Origin of the sequence: Cupriavidus pauculus, from assembly GCF_008693385.1 — a bacterium.
GTDB lineage: Bacteria > Pseudomonadota > Gammaproteobacteria > Burkholderiales > Burkholderiaceae > Cupriavidus > Cupriavidus pauculus_D.
Map to the genome: position 1 here is coordinate 1,260,055 of NZ_CP044065.1, position 16,727 is coordinate 1,276,781.

A 16,727-nucleotide genomic window follows, 5' to 3' on the forward strand; every position below is an offset into this window, starting at 1 on the left:
GTGGTATGGCTGCTGCTTGTCATTTCGCTGAGCGGCGCGGGGCTCTATGCGCTGACGGACGGGCTGACCGCGTGGACGCTCGATCAGCGGCGCGAGAACCGGATCGCGGCGGGGGCGATGCGGCTGCCAGCCGTGGCGGTTTGGGACCAGCAGGGGCGGGAGGCGGTGTGGTTCGGCGCCGACGCCAGCGATCTGCCCGATGCCCGTTTGGGGGCCGCCGCGTCGCCCCCGGCGCAGTCCTCCCCGCAGGACGCGATCTATCTGGTCGATGTCATCTACACGCGCTGCATGACCGTCTGTCGTGCGCTGGGCGCCGAGTTTGCGCAACTGCAGGCCCGCATCGCGGCCGACGGCTTGTCGGGGCGCATCGGATTGCGCTCGCTGTCGTTCGACCCGCGCGACGGGGTCGCGGATCTGGCGGGGTATGGGCGCGAGCACCGTGCGCGGCTACCGGACTGGGCCGTGGCCACCGCGGCCGATCCCACGGCCATGCGGGCGCTGCTGCGGGAGGCGGATGTGATTGCCATTCCGGACGGGTTTGGGGGCTTCGAGCATAACGGCGGCCTGCATGTAGTGGATGCACGGGGCCGTGTTCTCGGGACGTTCACGCTCGAGGCGTATCAGGACGCGTACGCGTTCGCGCGCGCCGCGTTGCCCGCCGCCGGCGCGGCGAACGTCGACGGCGGGGCGCCGTGATGCGCGGGCCGATGCTCCCCCGCGCCGCATGGCTGGCCGCCGCCGGCCTGCTCGCGCTCCCCCCCATCCGCACCGTGCTCGAAGGCTCGATGGCGTTGCAGATGCTGGTGCTTCTGCCAGCCGTATTCGCGCTGGGCTTCCTGCTGCCCGGCTTCCTCGCGCCCCGCACCCGCGGGCAACTGGCCGCAACGCTGCGGCCTGCCGCGCTGGCGCTGCTCGTCATCGCCACCGTCGGCTATGGCGCCTGGATGCTGCCGATCGCGCTCGACCTCACCCGTCTCTCCGTCCCCGTCAACCTCGCCAAATACGCCACCGTGCTGGCCGCCGGCATGGCTGCCTATGTCGCCTGCCGGGTCAGCGCGTGGCCCCTCGTGCTGTTCTTTGGCGGCAATATGGTCTGGATGGGCCTGACGGTCGGCGCGCTCTTCCTCGACGCCGAGACCCGGCTGTGCGCCAGCTACCTGATGGGCGACCAGCGCGTGGCCGGTGCCGGCCTGATCGCATGGTCCGTCGCGCTCGGCGGGTGGCTGCTGGTCTGGGTGGGCCGGCGCGCTAACCATTCCGGGCGCCCTAAAGAGTTGCGTGGATCTGCCGTTAATGCGGGCGACGTGGGTTCTCATTGATTGCAGAGCGTAGCGGCAGGCGTGCCGCCAGACGCCGGGGGCCACGCGGGGTCGATATGGCGTCGATGAAGGGAGCCACGTCAGAGCTTCCTCTCCGGGATCGCGAAAGATATCGCGCCCATCTCAAAGGGCTAAGTGCATGCTGAGAAGAATCAAGGCGGAGCAGCTGCAGGTCGGAATGTTCGTTGCCAGGCTCGGCGGACCCTGGATCAACCACCCGTTCTGGCGCTCCCGCTTCCTCGTCACGAGCGACGAGCAGGTCGAGCAGATCCAGGCGGCCAACGTGCAGGATGTCTGGATCGACATCCTCAAGGGCCGCAATTTGCCCACGCCCGCCACGCCGGATGCGATGGAGGCGGACGTCACGGACGACGACGGGACCGAGTTCGAGGACGAACTCGAGCGCGCGCGCGAACTGATCAAGTCCGCGCGGCAGCTGGTCGGCAACATGTTCGGCGACGTGCGGATGGGACGCGCGCTGGAAAGCCAGGGTGCGCTGCTGCTCGTGGACGCCGCATCCAATTCGCTGACGCGGCATTCGCAGGCGCTGATCGCGCTGTCGCGGCTCAAGGAGAAGGACGACTACTCCTATCTGCATGCGTTTTCGGTCTGCGTGCTGATGATTGCCGTCGGCCGTACGCTCAAGCTGCCCGATGGCGAAGTGCGCGAACTCGGGATTGCGGGCCTGATGCACGATATCGGCAAGCTCACGCTGCCCGAATCGATCCTGCAGAAGGGGCCGGACCTCACGCCGCGGGAAGAAGAGGCCATGCGGCGGCATCCGTCGGCGGGATACCGGATCCTGAACGAGGCGCGGCTCTATACCAATATTCCGCTCGACGTCTGCGTCCACCATCACGAGCGCGTGGACGGGCGCGGGTATCCGTTCGGCCTGGTCGAGCACGAGATCAGCGTGCACGCGAAGATCGCGGCCATCTGCGATACCTACGATTCGCTGACTTCGCCACGCCCCGGACATCTGCCGTGGTCGCCGGCGCGGGCCATGGAATATATCGCGGTGCGGGTCGATACGCTGTTCGACCGGCGCGTGTTCAAGGCATTTACGCGCACGGTGGGGATCTATCCGATCGGCACCGTGCTGCGGCTGCGGTCGAACCGGCTGGCGGTGGTGTGCGGGCAGAACGAGGACGAACCGCTACGGCCGCGGGTCATGGCGTTCTACTCGGTATCGGAATCGGTCGCGCAGGCGCCGCAATTGATCGACCTGATGCACAGCGACGAGACGGTCGTGGCGTTCGAGGACGCGCGGCAGTGGGGGTATTCGGACGAACAGCTGATGGCGATGTACGCGCCGCACGGATAGGGCCGGTCGCCCTCTCCGGGCGGGAGAGGGCGCTGCCGATCAGGCCACGCGCGGCTTCACGCGGCTGGCCGCGTCCTTCGCGCGCTCGCGCGCGACTTCCACGTCTTCCGCATAGGCCAGCGCCACACCCATCCGGCGCTTGGTGAAGCTCTCCGGCTTGCCGAACAGCCGCACTTCGGTCTGCGGCACGGTCAGTGCATCGGCCACGCCATCGAAGACCACACCGGTCGCATCCACGCCGCCATAGATCACCGCGCTGGCGCCGGGGCTCTTCAGCGCCGTGCTGACCGGCAGGCCCAGGATCGCGCGCGCATGCAGTTCGAACTCGTTCTGCCACTGGGTAATCATCGTCACCATGCCCGTATCGTGCGGACGCGGGCTGACCTCGCTGAACCAGACCTGTTCGCCCTTGACGAACAACTCCACGCCGAACAGGCCCTGCCCGCCGAGGTTGCCCGTGACTTCGCGCGCGATATGCTGGGCGGTCTGCAGTGCCTTCGGGTGCATCGGATGCGGCTGCCAGCTTTCGACGTAGTCGCCGCTGACCTGCACGTGGCCGATCGGCTCACAGAAATGGGTTTCGACATCGCCGTCCGCACCCTTGGCGCGCACCGTCAGCAGCGTGATCTCGTAGTCGAAATCGATAAAGCCCTCCACGATGATGCGGCCATGGCTCACGCGGCCGCCGGCCATCGCGTAATCCCACGCGGCCTTGACGTCCGCCGGGCCGTCGATCTTGCTCTGGCCCTTGCCCGAGCTGCTCATCACGGGCTTGACCACGCACGGGTAGCCGATACCGCCGTCGATCGCGGCCTGCAGTTCTTCGAGCGAATCGCAGAACTTGTACGGGCTGGTCGGCAGGTTCAGCGTTTCCGCCGCCAGACGGCGAATGCCTTCGCGATCCATGGTCAGGCGCGCCGCGCGCGCGGTCGGGATCACACGGACGACGCCGGCCGCTTCCAGCGCCTCGAGCGTCGGCGTGGCGATGGCCTCGATTTCCGGCACGACCAGATCGGGCCGCTCGGCCTCGATCAGCGCGCGCAGCTGGTCGCCATCGGTCATCGCGATGGTGCGCGCGTGGTGCGCAACCTGCTGACCCGGCGCGTTCTCGTAACGATCGACGGCGATCGTCTCGACGCCGAGCCGCTGCAGCGCGATCAGGACTTCCTTGCCGAGCTCGCCCGAGCCGAGCAGCATGACTTTGGTGGCCGAGGGGGAGAGGGGAGTTCCGAGCGTGGTCATGGCGGTGTACGGAGGGGGCAAATGAAAAGCGGCATTGTAACGCTTACGGCCTGCGACGCTCGGCACTGGTCTTCTGCAGCATCTCGTACAACTGCGCCGCCGCCGGCGACAGCGACCGTCCCCGCCGCCGGATCAGCCCCACCGTGCGCGTGACGGTCGGTTCCACCAGCGGCACGCTCTTGAGCGTCGGGTGCTTGCCCGGCGGCATCGCCAGCCGCGGCACGGCCGCCACGCCCAGCCCGGCCTCGACGAGGCTCACCAGCGTGGACACGTGCCGCACCTCGCAATACCACTGCGGCCGCACGGGCACGTCGGTCAGCGCCAGGTCGAGCAGCATCCGGTTGCCGCTGGCCTTGCCGACGGTCATGTAGTCGTACTGGCCAAGCTCGGACCACGTGACCTTGCGCTTGCGCGCCAGCGGATGATCGGGCGGACAGGCCACGACGAACGGCTCCTTGAGCACGGGTTCGAACTCGACGTCGGGCTCCTGCGTCCCGATGTAGTTGAGCCCGAAGTCCGCCTCGTTCCGCACGACCATATTGAGCACCTCGTTGGCCCCCTCGTCGATCAGCCGCACCACGATGCGCGGATATCGCGCGTGGTACTGCCGCAGCACCGCGGGCAGGAAATAGCGCACCGCCGACGGCACGCAGGCCACCGTGACCTCGCCCGTGATGCGCGTGGCGACGTCGCGAATACCCAGCAGCGATTCCTCCAGCCCATTGAGCAACTCGCGCGCCTTGCGCGAGAACTCGCGGCCCACGGCCGTCATTTCCACCGACCGCGTGGTGCGATCGAACAACCGGACGCCGAGCGCGTCCTCGAGTTTCTCGATACGCCGCGACAGTGCCGGCTGCGAGAGATGGAGTTCGGACGCCGCGGCGCGGAAGCTGCTGAGTTCGGCCACCGCGACGAACGCGCGCAGATCGGAGAGATTGAAATTCATGCAAACCTTGCATCAATCGTGAGAAAAGTTGCAATTCACAGTTTATCACCGGGCGTGGATGATACGGACTCGAAAGCAGGATCCAAGAAAACACGCCCGGTGCGGAACCGAGGCGCAATGGAGGAGACATGAACCCGACCCGCCGGACGCTGCTCAAGGCCAGCGCGATGCTGCTCGCCGTCCCTGGCCTCGCGGAGGCCCAGGACCCCTTTCCCAACAAGCCGCTGCGCTACGTCGTGCCGGTATCCGCGGGCGGCGGTTCCGACCTGATCGGCCGTACCGTCGCGGACCGCTGGGGCCGCGCGCTGGGCCAGTCGATGGTGGTGGAGAACCAGGCCGGCGGCGGTGGGGTGATCGCCTGCCAGATGACGGCCAAGGCCACGGCCGACGGCTATACCGTGATGCAGGGCTATGTGGCCACGCACGGCACGAACCCGGCCACGCGCAAGGTGCCGTACGACCCGGTCAGGGATTTCACGCCCATCGGCATGATCGGTGCCACGCCGAACGTGCTGGTGATCGGCGCGAACGTACCCGCCTCGAACCTCGGCGAGTTCATCGACTACGTGCGCAAGCATCCGGGCGCGGTGAACTACGGCTCGGCCGGACCCGGCTCGCTGACCCATCTGACGATGGAACTGTTCGCGCAGCAGATCAAGGCACAGATGACCCACGCCGCGTATCGCGGCATCGCGCCCGCGTTCAACGACCTGATCGGCGGCCAGACACAGGCGATGTTCCCGGGTCTCTCGGCCGCGCTCCCGCATATCCGCTCGGGCCGCGTGAAGCCGCTGGCCGTCACGGGCAACGCGCGCCATCCGCTGCTCAAGGACACGCCGACGCTCGACGAGGCCGGCCTCAAGGGCTTCGACGCCATGCAGTGGTATGGCGTGGTGGGCCCGGCCGGCATTCCGCCCGATATCGTGGCCAGACTGAACGGCACGCTGAACACGGTGCTCAAGAGCCCGGACCTGGCGGAGAAGTTGTCGTCGGAGGCGCTGCAGCCGCAGCCGATGTCGCCGGACCAGTTCCGCCGCTATATCGCCGACGAAGTGGCGCGCTGGGGCAAGCTCGCGCGCGAACGCGGCATCCATCTCGATACCTGATCTCTCCATCCCCCACGACTCTTATTCAAGGAAACGATTCATGGCCCGCAATACCCACGTCGCCGCAGACCACAACGCCCCGCCGGTGACCCGCATTCTCGGCAGGTACGTCGCCACGCATCCGTCGCGCGGCTGGAGCGATGCGGTCGATCACGAAGCGCACCGCACGTTCATGAACTGGCTCGGTTGCGCGGTCGGTGCCGCGCAGCACGAGTCCGCCGTGGCCGCGCTGGCCGCGGTGGCCGAACTCCAGCCGGCCGCGCAGGCCACGGTGCTCGGCCGCGCGCAGCAGGTCGATATGGCCAGCGCCGCGCTCGTCAACGGCATTACGTCGCATACGTTCGACTTCGACGATACGCACCTGAAGACCATCATCCACCCGGCCGGCCCGGTGGCGTCCGCCGTGCTGGCGCTGGCCGAGCACACGGGCGCGAGCGGCCGCGCGGTCATCGACGCGCTGGTGCTCGGCATCGACGTGGCCTGCCGCGTGGGCAACGCCATGTACCCCGACCACTACGACCGTGGCTGGCATATCACTGGTTCCACGGGCATGCTCGGCGCGGCCGCCGCGTGCGCGCGCCTGATGGGCCTCGACGAAGACAAGACCGTGATGGCGCTCGGCATCGCCGCCTCGCAGCCCGTGGGCCTGCGCGAGCAGTTCGGCACGATGACCAAACCGTTCCACCCGGGTGGCGCAGCGCGTGCCGGCCTGATGTCGGCGCTGATGGCCAGGCATGGCTACACCGCGAGCGCGAAGGCCCTGGAAGCGCCACGCGGCTTCATGCAGGTGATCTCCGCCAAGTCCGACTGGAACGAGATTACCGACGAGCTCGGCACGCGCTTCGAGATCTCGTTCAACACGTACAAGCCGTTTGCCTGCGGCATCGTCATCCATCCGAGCATCGACGCGTGCGTGCAGCTGCGCGAGCAGGGCGTCACGCCGGAGAACGTCGAGCGTATCGAGCTGATCGTGCATCCGCTGGTGCTCGAACTGACGGGCAAGAAGGAGCCGACCGACGGCCTGCTGGCCAAGTTCAGCGTGTATCACGGCTGTGCGGCCGGCCTGATCTTCGGCCGCGCGGCCGAGGAAGAATTTTCGGACCATATCGTCACGCGCGACGACGTGGTGGCGCTGCGCCGCAAGGTCGTGGCCACGGCCGATGGCGGCGTCGATGAGGCGGCCGCGTTGGTCAAGGCCGTGCTCAAGGATGGCCGCGAGATCAACGTGCGCGTCGATCATGCGATTGGCTCGCTGCAGCGCCCGATGACCGACGCCAACCTCGATGCCAAGTTCCATGCGCTGGCCGATCCGATTCTCGGCGAAGCCCGCGTGCGCGAGCTGATCGGTGCGTGCTGGCGGCTGGGGGACGCGGCCGACGTGCGGACCCTTACCGCGCTTGCGCGTCCGTAAGATGACCGGGCCGAGAATCGTCGTTCTGGGCGATTACGAACGCGCGCTCGCGCGGCTGGCGGACTGGTCGGCGATCGAGGCACGCGCCGACGTGGTCTTCCACCACGCGCCTGTGCGCGGCGAGGCTTTGGCGGCGGTCCTGCGCGAGGCCGAGGTACTGGTGCTCGTGCGCGACCGCACGCCGCTCGATGCGGCCACGCTTGCCTTGGCGGACAAGCTGCGATTCGTCGTGTTTACCGGGACGCGCAATACCACGCTCGACCTCGAGGCGCTCAAGGCGCGCGATATTCCGGTAGCCAATACGGAGTGGGGCCCGTCGAAGGAAAGCACGTGCGAGATGACGTGGACGCTGATCCTTGCCGCCGCGCGTCAGCTGGAGGCGCAGGTGGCGACGATGCGCAACGGCGGCTGGCGGCCCGCGCAGAGCCTGCCGCTGCCCGGCGTGCTCCATGGCGAGCGGCTGGGGCTGATCGGCCTTGGCGAGATCGGCAAGCGTGTCGCGCGGGTGGGCAAGGCGTTCGGCATGGAGGTGGTGACGTGGAGCCCGCGCATGACGCCGGAGCGCGCGGCGGAAGAGGGCGTGACGGCCGTCAGCCTGGAGGCGTTGCTGTCGACGTCGCGCGTGGTCAGCCTGCATCTGGTGCCGACGGCGGCCACGGCCGGGCTCATGAATGCCGAGCGGCTGGCGTTGATGCGACCCGATGCGATCCTCGTCAACACGTCGCGTTCGGCGCTGATCGACATGGCCGCGCTGCCGCAGGCGCTGGACCGCGGCCGCCCGGGGCTGGCCGCGCTCGACGTGTTCGATGTGGAACCGGTGCCGGCGGCGGACCCGCTACGGCAGCGGCCCGATTTGCTCGTCACGCCGCATATAGGATTTGTGAGCGAGCCTGTGTTTGCGATGTTTGCGAAGGGGGTGGTGGGGGCGTTGGAGGGGTGGCTGCGTTAAGCGCGGAAACAGTGCCTGCAGCGCTCAGGGCCCTCCGTTGGCCCTCTCCCCCGGCCCCTCTCCCCCAACCCCTCTCCCCGCCGGGGAGAGGGGAGCAACCCGTTGGCATGCGACGCGGTGCCCGCCCATCAGGCCGCGGGCGCCGCCAATCCCCACAATGCCCCGTTCTCCACGGCCACCCCATCCACAACAAGCTTCCGCAAATGCGCAAGCAGCGACCGCTGCGCCACCGGATGCATACGCTCCGGCACGTCGTCATAGACGCTGGCCAGCACCGTGGAAATATCCGCTGGCCCCAGCGCGCGCAGCGCATTCACGACCTTGGCCTCCCGCTGTTGCCGATGCCGGATCAGCAGACGAATCGCATCGTGCGGCTTTGGCATCAGGAAGCCATGACCGGGCGCGATCCATTCGAGGTCTTCGTCCAGCAGCGCATGCAGGCTGCCGAGGTAGGCATGCATATCGCCATCGGGCGGATTGATGACCACGGTCGAGCCCTGCATCACGTGGTCGCCCGTGAACAGCAGCTTCTCCTGTTCGAGCAGATAGCAAAGATGGTTCGACGCATGCCCGGGCGTATGGACCACGCGCAGCGTCACGTCCGGCCCGAGTTCGATGCGTTCGCCATGGTCCGGCGTGCGATCGGGCGCGAACGTCGGGTCCTGGCGGTCCTGCACGGGCGTGGTGCGCCCCAGCACCGTGGCGCCCGTCGCCGCGCGCAGCCGCACGGTGGCCGGCGAATGGTCGAGGTGCGTGTGCGTGACGAGGATCCAGCGAATGGGACCCGGCGCGGCGGCAAGAATGGCGTCGACGTGCGCGGCATCGTCGGGGCCCGGATCGAGCACGGCCCATTGGCCATCCGCGCCCGCGAGCAGATACGTATTGGTGCCCGGGCCGGTCATCACGTTGCCATTGTTGGCCGTCACGCGCATCACGCGATCGGACAGCCTGACGGGCACGTCGGGCTCCAGCGCATAACGCCCGCTCACCGCGCCATCGGGATCGATGCGTCCGATCTCGGCATACGGGGCTTCCTCGGGCATCACGGGCCGCACACCCTTGGGCCCGTTGGCAAGCCGCGGCATGATCCGCACGATGCTGCGCTGCTCGCGCGCATAGGCAATGCACGCCTCCGCGCCGCGGAAATGCGAGATCGACTGGAGCATCTTGCGCGTGACGTTGACGAACGACATGCCGCTGGATGCGTCGAGCGCCTCGGCGGGACGGATCCAGCGATGATCGACGGCCTCCACGCCATCGTGCGTCGCGGTCTGCCCCGGCGGCACGTGCGCGAGAAAGAATCGCGTATCGAAGCGCTTGGGCAGCCCCGGCGGCGTCAGCCAGTGGCTGACGTAGACCAGCCGGTCCACGGCGATGCGCAGGTTCAGCGTCTCGCAGACATGGGTCAGGCCCTTGCCACCGTAGCGCGCCGCGTCGCGCAGCGCGTCGAGCGTGGCGGTCTCCAGCGCATCGAGCTTGATCAGCGGCGCCGTGCCGGCCGGTGCCGACGCATCGTGCGCGAACAGCAGGCCCGCTTCCTCGAATGCCTCGCGAATCGCGCACAGGTAATAGTCGAGACCGCCGTCCTCCACCTCGAGCCGTGCATTGGCACCGTCCGCGTCGAGGCCCACGCAGAGCGGGTGGAGCGCGGCGTCCTGCGGGTCGAGCGTGCCGCCCGGAAACACCCACGCGCCGCTGCTGCGATCGTCGCTGCGTTCGGGGCGCTGCATCAGCAGCACTTCCATGCCGCGGGGGCCGTCGCGCAGCACGAGCACGCTGGCTGCCTTGCGCATGGCCTTGGGTGAGGCAGGGGAGGCAGGGGAGGCAGACGCTGCGGGGGACGGCGAGGGAGGCATGGGGAGGGCGCGGCTGGCGGAGATAGCTGGCAGTGTACCGGTTTGCCGCGCCGCCCGAACCTAGCAGTGCAGCATGGCTTCAGCCCCCGAACAGATCGCGCTGCCCGGTCAGCAGCGTATCGAAGTCGTCGCCGAGAAACGGCAGGATGGCATCGGCCACGGGCTGCAGCTGCTTCTCGACGTAATGCGCGTAGTCGATCGGGGAGCGGCGCGCTTCCATCGGCTCCGGCCCGGCCACGGTCATCACATAGCTGATCCACCCGCCATGCTGGTACTGGCGCGGGCGTCCCTGGCTCTCGTTGTATTCGTCGGCCATGCGCGCCGCGCGCACGTGCGGCGGCACATTGCGCTGGTAGTCGTCCAGCTGCCGCCGTAACCGCTTGCGGTACACGAGCTGGTCATCGAGCTCCCCCGCGAGCGTGCGCCGCACGATGTCGCGCACATACTCCTGATAGGGCTCGCGATCGAAGATCCGCTGGTACAGCGTCTGCTGGAACTGCTGGGCCAGCGGCGACCAGTCGGTGCGGACGGTCTCCAGTCCCTTGAAGACGATGTCGGTCGTCCCGTCGGCGCGGCGCACCTGACCGGCATAACGCTTCTTGCTGCCGAGGTCGGTCCCGCGGATCGTCGGCATGAGAAAGCGCTGAAAGTGCGTTTCGAACTGGAGCTCGAGCGCGCTGGCGATGCCGAACGTGCGTTGCAGATGGTCGCGCCACCACTGGTTGACGTGCGCGACCAGCGCCTTGCCGATGGCACCGGCTTCGGCCTCGTCATGGGCGCGCCGCAGCCATACGAACGTCGAGTCGGTGTCGCCGTAGATCACGTCGTAACCCCGCGCCTCGATCAGCGCGCGCGTCTGCCGCATGATCTCGTGCCCGCGCAGCGTGATGGACGACGCGAGCCGCGGATCGAAGAAGCGGCAGCCGCTCGATCCCAGCACGCCGTAGAACGCGTTCATGATGATCTTGAGCGCCTGCGACAGCGGCTTGTTGCCCTCGCGCTTGGCGGCCTCGCGGCCCTGCCACACGCGCTCGACGATCGCGGGCAGGCAATGCGTGCCGCGCGAGAAGAACGCGCCGCGATAGCCGGGAATCGCGTTCCTGGGGTCGGGGTCGGCCATGCCTTCGACGAGCCCGATCGGATCGATCAGAAACGTGCGGATGATCGACGGATACAGGCTCTTGTAGTCGAGCACGAGCACGGACTCGTAGAGCCCCGGGCGCGAGTCCATCACGAAGCCGCCCGGACTGGCTTCGGGCTCGCGCGCGCCGAGATTCGGCGCCACATAGCCCTGCCGGTGCATCAGCGGCATGTACAGATGCGTGAACGCGGCCACCGAACCGCCGCTGCGGTCGGCGGGCAGGCCCGTCACGCTCGCGCGTTCGAGCAGAAAGCGCAGCAGTTCGGTCTTCTCGAAGATACGCGTGACGAGCACGCAGTCCTGCAGGTTGTAGCGGGCGAGGGCGGGCTTGTCTTCCGCGAACATGCGGTCGATCTCGTCCATGCGGTCGTATGGCGTGCCGATGGCCTTGCCTTCGCCGAGCAGCGTCTGCGCGACGGCCTCGAGCGCGAACGACGGAAAGCTCCATGTGGCGGAGCGCAGCGCCTCGATGCCATCGATGATGAGCCGGCCCGCGGCCGCGGCGAAGTAATGTTGCTCGCGATTGCCATGCTCGCGCCATTCCATCTCGGCACCGCCGCGGCCGAGCCGCAGCGGCACATCGAGCTTGCGCGCATGTTCCTGGAGTACGCGCAGGTCGAACTGCACGAGGTTCCAGCCGATGATCGCGTCGGGATCATGCCGCGCGATCCACTGGTTCAGCGCTTCGAGCAGCGCCGCGCGCGAGTCGCAATACTCGAGCGCGAAGTCCGCATCGGGGTCGGGGGTGCCATTTGGCGGGCCCAGCACGTAAACCTGCCGCTGCCCGCAGCCTTCGAGCGCGATCGAGTACAGCTCCCCGAACGACGTGGTTTCGATATCGAGCGATACCAGCCGCAACGGCGGGCGGTAGTCGGGCGCGGGCTTCAGATGCGCGTCGCGCACCACGCCATCGGCACCGGGCCGGCCATCGAACCACACCGGCGCGGTGATAAAGCGCTCCATCAGGTAGCGTTCGGGCGGCCGGATATCGGCCTCGTAGACATCGACGCCGGCCTGCAGCAGGCGCTTCTCCAGCTTGATCAGTTGCCGGTGCTGCTGGACATACAGCCCAAGCACGGGCTGCCGCTCGAAGTCGCGCAATTGCAGCGGCCGCAGTTCCACGCCGCGCTCGTCGCGCAACACGGGCTCGGCGAGCGCGCGCTGGGCCTCGGGAATAAAGGCGGTGGAGGTCTGGACGGGCAGGCGCACGAGGCGCGGCCCGTCATCGGTGGCCAGCCAGAACTCGACCTCGGTGCCTGCCGCGGTATCGCGCCAGTGCCGGGTAAGGATGAAGCCCTGCCGAGCAGCCAAACGTCAGCGCGGTGCGTCCACGAGCAGCGCGGCGGACAGCCGGCGAATCCGGCGATCGACAAAATAGCCGCCACCCTCGACATAGCGCAGGAAATGCCGGCCGCAAATCGTGCAGCCCCACACATCGCAACGGTTATACGGGTAGTAACGCGGCGCGATGGGTGCCTCGGGCGACCAGAACTGCGTGCGCTCGGGGTGATATTCGTCGAACGTCGGCTCGTCGTCGGACTCGCGCAACGTGCCGGCTTCCTTCAGCTGTTCGTCGGGAAACGAGACGGGCTGGCTCTCCCACGCCGCGGTGAGCGACTTCGCGCACGCGCAGTCGGCGGTCACGGCATCGGATGCGCGGGCAAGCGCGAGCAGGGCAGGGTAATCGAGCAGGGCAGGCATATAGACGGCCGGGAGCGAGGCTCCCGGCGGTTAGTCAAACGCAAACGGGAAAGACCGAGAGGATACCCCTCAATCCACCGTCGCGCCCGATGCCTTTACCGCGGCGCCCCACTTGGTGATGTCGGTGGCGATGAACTGCTGGAACTGCTGCGGCTTCATGACCATCGGTTCCACGCCGAGGCCGGCCAGCTGGGCCTTGACGTCGGGCGAGGCGAGGATGGCCTGTACCTCGGTATTCATGCGGTCGGTAATCGCCTGGGGCAGGCCGGCCGGGCCGAGCAGACCGTACCACGGCTGGGCGTCGAAGCCCTTGATGCCGCTTTCCGCGAGCGTCGGCACGTCAGGCAGCGCCTGCGAGCGTTGCGCGCCGGTGACGGCCAGCACCTTGAGGTTGCCGGCCTTCACCTGCTGCATGATCGGCAGCGGGTTTTCGAACGCGAGCGGCACCTGGCCACCGACGAGGTCGTTCAGCAGCGGGCCCGACCCCTTGTACGGGATGTGCTGGATCTTGGTCTTGGCCGCCACGTTGAACATCTCGCCGATGATGTGCTGCGGCGTGCCGGAGCCCGCCGAGCCGAAGGCGAGCTTGCCTTCCTTGCCCTTGGCGATGATGTCGTTCAGCGAGGTCAGGCCCGACTTGGCGTTGACGGCCACGACGAAGCTCGTGCGCGCGAGCGGGGATACGGCCGTGAAGTCCGCGTCGGGACGGTAGTTGAGCTTGGGATAGAGCGCGCCGGCGATCACGATCGGGCCGCTGGCCGCGAGCAGGAAGGTATAGCCGTCAGGCTTGGACTTGCCGACGTAGGCGGTACCGATATTGCCGCCCGCGCCGGCGCGGTTCTCGACGACCACGGGCTGGCCGAGCTTTTCGCCGAGGCGCGTGGACAGCAGGCGCGCGAGCACGTCGGTCGTGCCGCCCGGCGCATACGGCGAAACCAGCACGATCGGCTTGCTGGGCCATGCTTCCTGTGCCTGCGCGGCGGGGGAGGCCACCAGTGCGGCGGTCGCGGCGATGGCGCCCATCGCGAGTAGCGCGGTCGCACCGCGTCGAGTCATGACTTTCATTACTGCGTCTCCATCGATCTCGGGATCGTTGTAATAGGGATTGAGGCCACACCATTCTACGCGCGTGCCAAGGGACGTCACCTGCGCAAAACCCGCAAGAGCATTTAGCGTTTTCGCTACATGTCTGCAAATGTCTCTATTCGTATCCCTTATTGACATAAGACAACTGACGACAATGGTGATGCGAACCATTATCATATGCGTTTGCAATTAGACGTCAGGTGACGCTTCAGCATGACCCAGGCCCTCACGGTCCGCTACCGCCTCGCGGTGGCGTCGCGCGCGCTAGCCGCCATTTTCGGCGGTTATGGACTGGCGGCCCTGTCCGCCGGCTGTCTCTCCCTGGTGCTGATCCGCTGGACCGGCATGCCGCGGTCGGAGGCCGTGGTCACCGCCACGCTGCTCGCGTTCGTCTGGTACGTGCTCGCCGTGATCTGGGTGTTCGCCACGCGCAATGCATGGCGCGCGTGGGTGGGCCTCGCGATACCGTGCGCGATCTTCGCGCTGGGCTGGTGGGCGATGGGAGGGCAGGCATGACCGAACTCGGAAAACCGCTGGGCCTCCGCCAGTCGATGTCCTGGCTGCACACGTGGTCGGGCCTCCTCGTCTGCTGGGTGCTGTTCCTCGTCTACTGCTGCGGTACCGCCGCCTACTTCAAGGAAGAGATCACGGTCTGGATGCGACCGGACTGGCACGCGAAGCTGGCCGCGCCGGTGCCCGTCGAGCAGGCCGCCGACAACGCGGTGGCCTATCTGAAGAAGAACGCCCCCGACGCCGAGCGCTGGTTTATCCAGCTGCCGACGGACCGCCGTCCCATTCTCTCGATGTTCTGGACGCGCAAGCCGAAGGAAGGCGAGAAGGCCACGCCCGCGCGTGACCGCCTGGAGCGCCGCAACCTCGATGCGGCCACGGGCGAGCCCCTCGCCAGCGCGCGGGAGACGCGTGGCGGCGAGTTCCTGTACCGCCTGCACTTCGATCTGCACTACATGCCCGTGCAATGGGCGCGCTGGATCGTCGGCGTCTGCACGATGTTCATGCTCGTCGCGATCATCAGCGGCATCATCACGCATCGCCGCATCTTCGCGGACTTCTTCACGTTCCGGGCACGCAAGGGCCAGCGCTCGTGGCTGGATGGCCATAACGTGGCCGCGGTGCTCGCGCTGCCGTTCCACCTGATGATTACCTACACGGGCATCGTCACGTTGCTGTTCATGTATATGCCGTTCGGCATCCAGGCCGCTTACCCGGGCGACGAGAAGACCTTCTTCACCGACCTCGGCTTTCGCGACCGGCAGGTCAAGGCCTCGGGCATCGAGGCGCCGCTGGCCCCGGTGGGACCGATGATCCGGCAGGCAATGGCGCACTGGGACGGCACGACGCCCACGCGGATCTCGATCGAGCGTCCCAACGACGCAAGCGCGAAGGTGGCGGTGGTCCGCGACGCGGGCCGCAATATGAATTCGCAGGCCCCGACCGTGGTCTTCGACGGAACCACCGGCAAGCAGGTGGGCGTGCTCAATGACGACCCCAGGGCCGCCAACCAGACGCGCGGCGTGATGGTGGGCCTGCATATCGCGAACTTTGCGCCGTACGCCATGCGCTGGCTGTTCTTCGTCTCTGGCCTGGCCGGTTGCCTGATGGTGGCGACGGGCGCGCTGCTGTGGGCCGTGAAGACGCGCCAGCATCATGCCAGGCGCATTGCGCAGACGGGGCGGACGCCGTTCGGCCTGCGCCTCGTGGAAGCGCTGAACATCGGCGCGATTGCCGGTGTGCCCATCGCGATGGCGGCGTACTTCTGGGCCAACCGGCTGCTGCCGGCCGAGCTTGCGCAGCGGCCCGACATGGAAGCCCGCGCGTTCTTTATCGCCTGGGCCGCGGTGGCACTGATCGGCCAGATCCGGCCGACGCGTGGCACGTGGCGCGTGCTGCTGTCGGCCGCCGCCGCGATGTTCGCGTTGCTGCCGGTGCTCGACATGCTGACCACGCCCGCCTCGCTCGGCGAGCTGCCGCTGCCGGTTCTTGCCTTCGACGCCGTCGTGTTCCTGCTCGGCGCGGGCTTTGGGCTTGCGGCCTGGCTCGTGGGACGGAAGAAGGCCGCAGGCAAGCAGATTACGGACAAGCAGATAGCGGAGAAGCAAGCGGGGAAGAAGCCCGCTGCGTCCGCGGTGGCCAGTACCGCGCCGGCGCGCGAGATGGCCGGAGACCTGCGATGAACGCCGGCGTCCTCGCTGCCACCGCCGCCACACTCGCCAGCCTGGGCTTCGCCCTCGGCGGTTTCTCGTGGCTCGGCCTGACCATCGGCCGCCATCATGCCGATATCCACGGCCGGGGCACCGAACCCGCGCGCGATCAGGTCGTGCGGTTGCGGCTGCTGGGCTTCCTCGCGCTCGCGCTGGCTCTTGCCGCCTGCGTGATGGCACAGGGCTGGGCGTTCGGCTTCGTGTACTGGATCGGCGTCCTCTCGATCTGCGCGTGGGTAGCGGTGGCCACGTTCGCCTGCGCCCCCCGCGTTGTCCGCCGCATCGCGCTTGCCGCGGTCGGCCTCGCCGTGCTCGCGGCAATCGGTGCCCTGAGCGCCGAAGTCCTCATGCGTACGTAATCCCATGATGCTCCGCCCAAGACGCGGAGCCAGTTCACACCGTCGACGACGTCCTTCGCCGCCTTGCG

General features: G+C 67.9%; 15 protein-coding genes. 9 read left to right on the top strand and 6 right to left on the bottom strand.

The genetic code is table 11. The features are described from left to right. The 3 genes from FOB72_RS05750 to FOB72_RS05760 all read left to right on the top strand — a co-directional run bounded on the left by FOB72_RS05750 (position 1) and on the right by FOB72_RS05760 (position 2,643). Positions 1 to 696 carry an SCO family protein gene (locus tag FOB72_RS05750; protein WP_223851427.1) on the top strand — a complete coding sequence of 232 codons (696 nt, stop codon included), beginning with the start codon at positions 1 to 3 and terminating at the stop codon, positions 694 to 696. 11 nt (positions 697 to 707) lie between these two features. After that, positions 708 to 1,319: a hypothetical protein gene (locus FOB72_RS05755; protein WP_150371657.1), complete on the top strand. Its 612-nt coding sequence runs from the start codon at positions 708 to 710 to the stop codon at positions 1,317 to 1,319. A gap of 139 nt (positions 1,320 to 1,458) precedes the next feature. Beyond that, positions 1,459 to 2,643, top strand: coding sequence for an HD-GYP domain-containing protein (locus FOB72_RS05760; protein WP_150371658.1), 1,185 nt, complete (start codon positions 1,459 to 1,461; stop codon positions 2,641 to 2,643). Positions 2,644 to 2,682: 39 nt separating this feature from the next. Here FOB72_RS05760 and purT read toward each other — a convergent pair whose 3' ends face one another. Both purT and FOB72_RS05770 read right to left on the bottom strand, forming a co-directional pair. Continuing rightward, positions 2,683 to 3,885 (bottom strand): formate-dependent phosphoribosylglycinamide formyltransferase, encoded by a 1,203-nt coding sequence (gene purT / locus FOB72_RS05765; RefSeq protein ID WP_150371659.1) that lies wholly within the window; start codon positions 3,883 to 3,885, stop codon positions 2,683 to 2,685. A gap of 43 nt (positions 3,886 to 3,928) precedes the next feature. After that, positions 3,929 to 4,831, bottom strand: coding sequence for a LysR family transcriptional regulator (locus FOB72_RS05770; protein WP_150371660.1), 903 nt, complete (start codon positions 4,829 to 4,831; stop codon positions 3,929 to 3,931). A 128-nt stretch (positions 4,832 to 4,959) separates the two neighbouring features. Between FOB72_RS05770 and FOB72_RS05775 the strand changes: the two genes are divergently transcribed. From FOB72_RS05775 to FOB72_RS05785, 3 genes are read left to right on the top strand one after another with little or no spacing between them, the layout of a single operon-like run. Beyond that, positions 4,960 to 5,937 carry a Bug family tripartite tricarboxylate transporter substrate binding protein gene (locus tag FOB72_RS05775; protein ID WP_150371661.1) on the top strand — a complete coding sequence of 326 codons (978 nt, stop codon included), beginning with the start codon at positions 4,960 to 4,962 and terminating at the stop codon, positions 5,935 to 5,937. 40 nt (positions 5,938 to 5,977) lie between these two features. Next, positions 5,978 to 7,348, top strand: a complete 1,371-nt coding sequence (locus tag FOB72_RS05780; protein ID WP_150371662.1) for an MmgE/PrpD family protein — start codon at positions 5,978 to 5,980, stop codon at positions 7,346 to 7,348. Position 7,349: 1 nt separating this feature from the next. After that, positions 7,350 to 8,297 carry a D-2-hydroxyacid dehydrogenase family protein gene (locus FOB72_RS05785; RefSeq protein ID WP_150371663.1) on the top strand — a complete coding sequence of 316 codons (948 nt, stop codon included), beginning with the start codon at positions 7,350 to 7,352 and terminating at the stop codon, positions 8,295 to 8,297. Between the two features lie 128 nt (positions 8,298 to 8,425). Here FOB72_RS05785 and FOB72_RS05790 read toward each other — a convergent pair whose 3' ends face one another. The 4 genes from FOB72_RS05790 to FOB72_RS05805 form a co-directional block, all read right to left on the bottom strand. Continuing rightward, positions 8,426 to 10,090: an MBL fold metallo-hydrolase gene (locus tag FOB72_RS05790; protein ID WP_150371664.1), complete on the bottom strand. Its 1,665-nt coding sequence runs from the start codon at positions 10,088 to 10,090 to the stop codon at positions 8,426 to 8,428. Between the two features lie 142 nt (positions 10,091 to 10,232). Further along, positions 10,233 to 12,605, bottom strand: coding sequence for a DNA polymerase II (locus tag FOB72_RS05795; protein ID WP_150371665.1), 2,373 nt, complete (start codon positions 12,603 to 12,605; stop codon positions 10,233 to 10,235). A gap of 3 nt (positions 12,606 to 12,608) precedes the next feature. Further along, complete coding sequence (locus FOB72_RS05800) at positions 12,609 to 12,995, bottom strand: hypothetical protein (RefSeq protein ID WP_150371666.1); 387 nt, start codon at positions 12,993 to 12,995, stop codon at positions 12,609 to 12,611. Positions 12,996 to 13,064: 69 nt separating this feature from the next. After that, positions 13,065 to 14,060 (bottom strand): Bug family tripartite tricarboxylate transporter substrate binding protein, encoded by a 996-nt coding sequence (locus FOB72_RS05805; protein WP_223851428.1) that lies wholly within the window; start codon positions 14,058 to 14,060, stop codon positions 13,065 to 13,067. Positions 14,061 to 14,294: 234 nt separating this feature from the next. On the opposite strand from FOB72_RS05805, the gene FOB72_RS05810 reads away from it, so the two are divergent. The 3 genes from FOB72_RS05810 to FOB72_RS05820 are packed head-to-tail and all read left to right on the top strand — an operon-like array spanning position 14,295 to position 16,659. Then, on the top strand, positions 14,295 to 14,597 hold the full coding sequence (locus FOB72_RS05810) for a DUF3649 domain-containing protein (RefSeq protein ID WP_150371667.1): 303 nt from the start codon (positions 14,295 to 14,297) through the stop codon (positions 14,595 to 14,597). Beyond that, positions 14,594 to 16,273, top strand: a complete 1,680-nt coding sequence (locus tag FOB72_RS05815; RefSeq protein WP_150371668.1) for a PepSY-associated TM helix domain-containing protein — start codon at positions 14,594 to 14,596, stop codon at positions 16,271 to 16,273. The genes FOB72_RS05810 and FOB72_RS05815 overlap by 4 nt, the downstream gene beginning before the upstream one ends. Beyond that, the gene (locus FOB72_RS05820) at positions 16,270 to 16,659 is read left to right on the top strand and encodes a DUF3325 domain-containing protein (protein ID WP_150371669.1); all 390 of its coding nucleotides are present in this window, start codon (positions 16,270 to 16,272) and stop codon (positions 16,657 to 16,659) included. Before FOB72_RS05815 ends, FOB72_RS05820 begins: the two co-directional genes overlap by 4 nt. Positions 16,660 to 16,727: the final 68 nt, after the last annotated feature.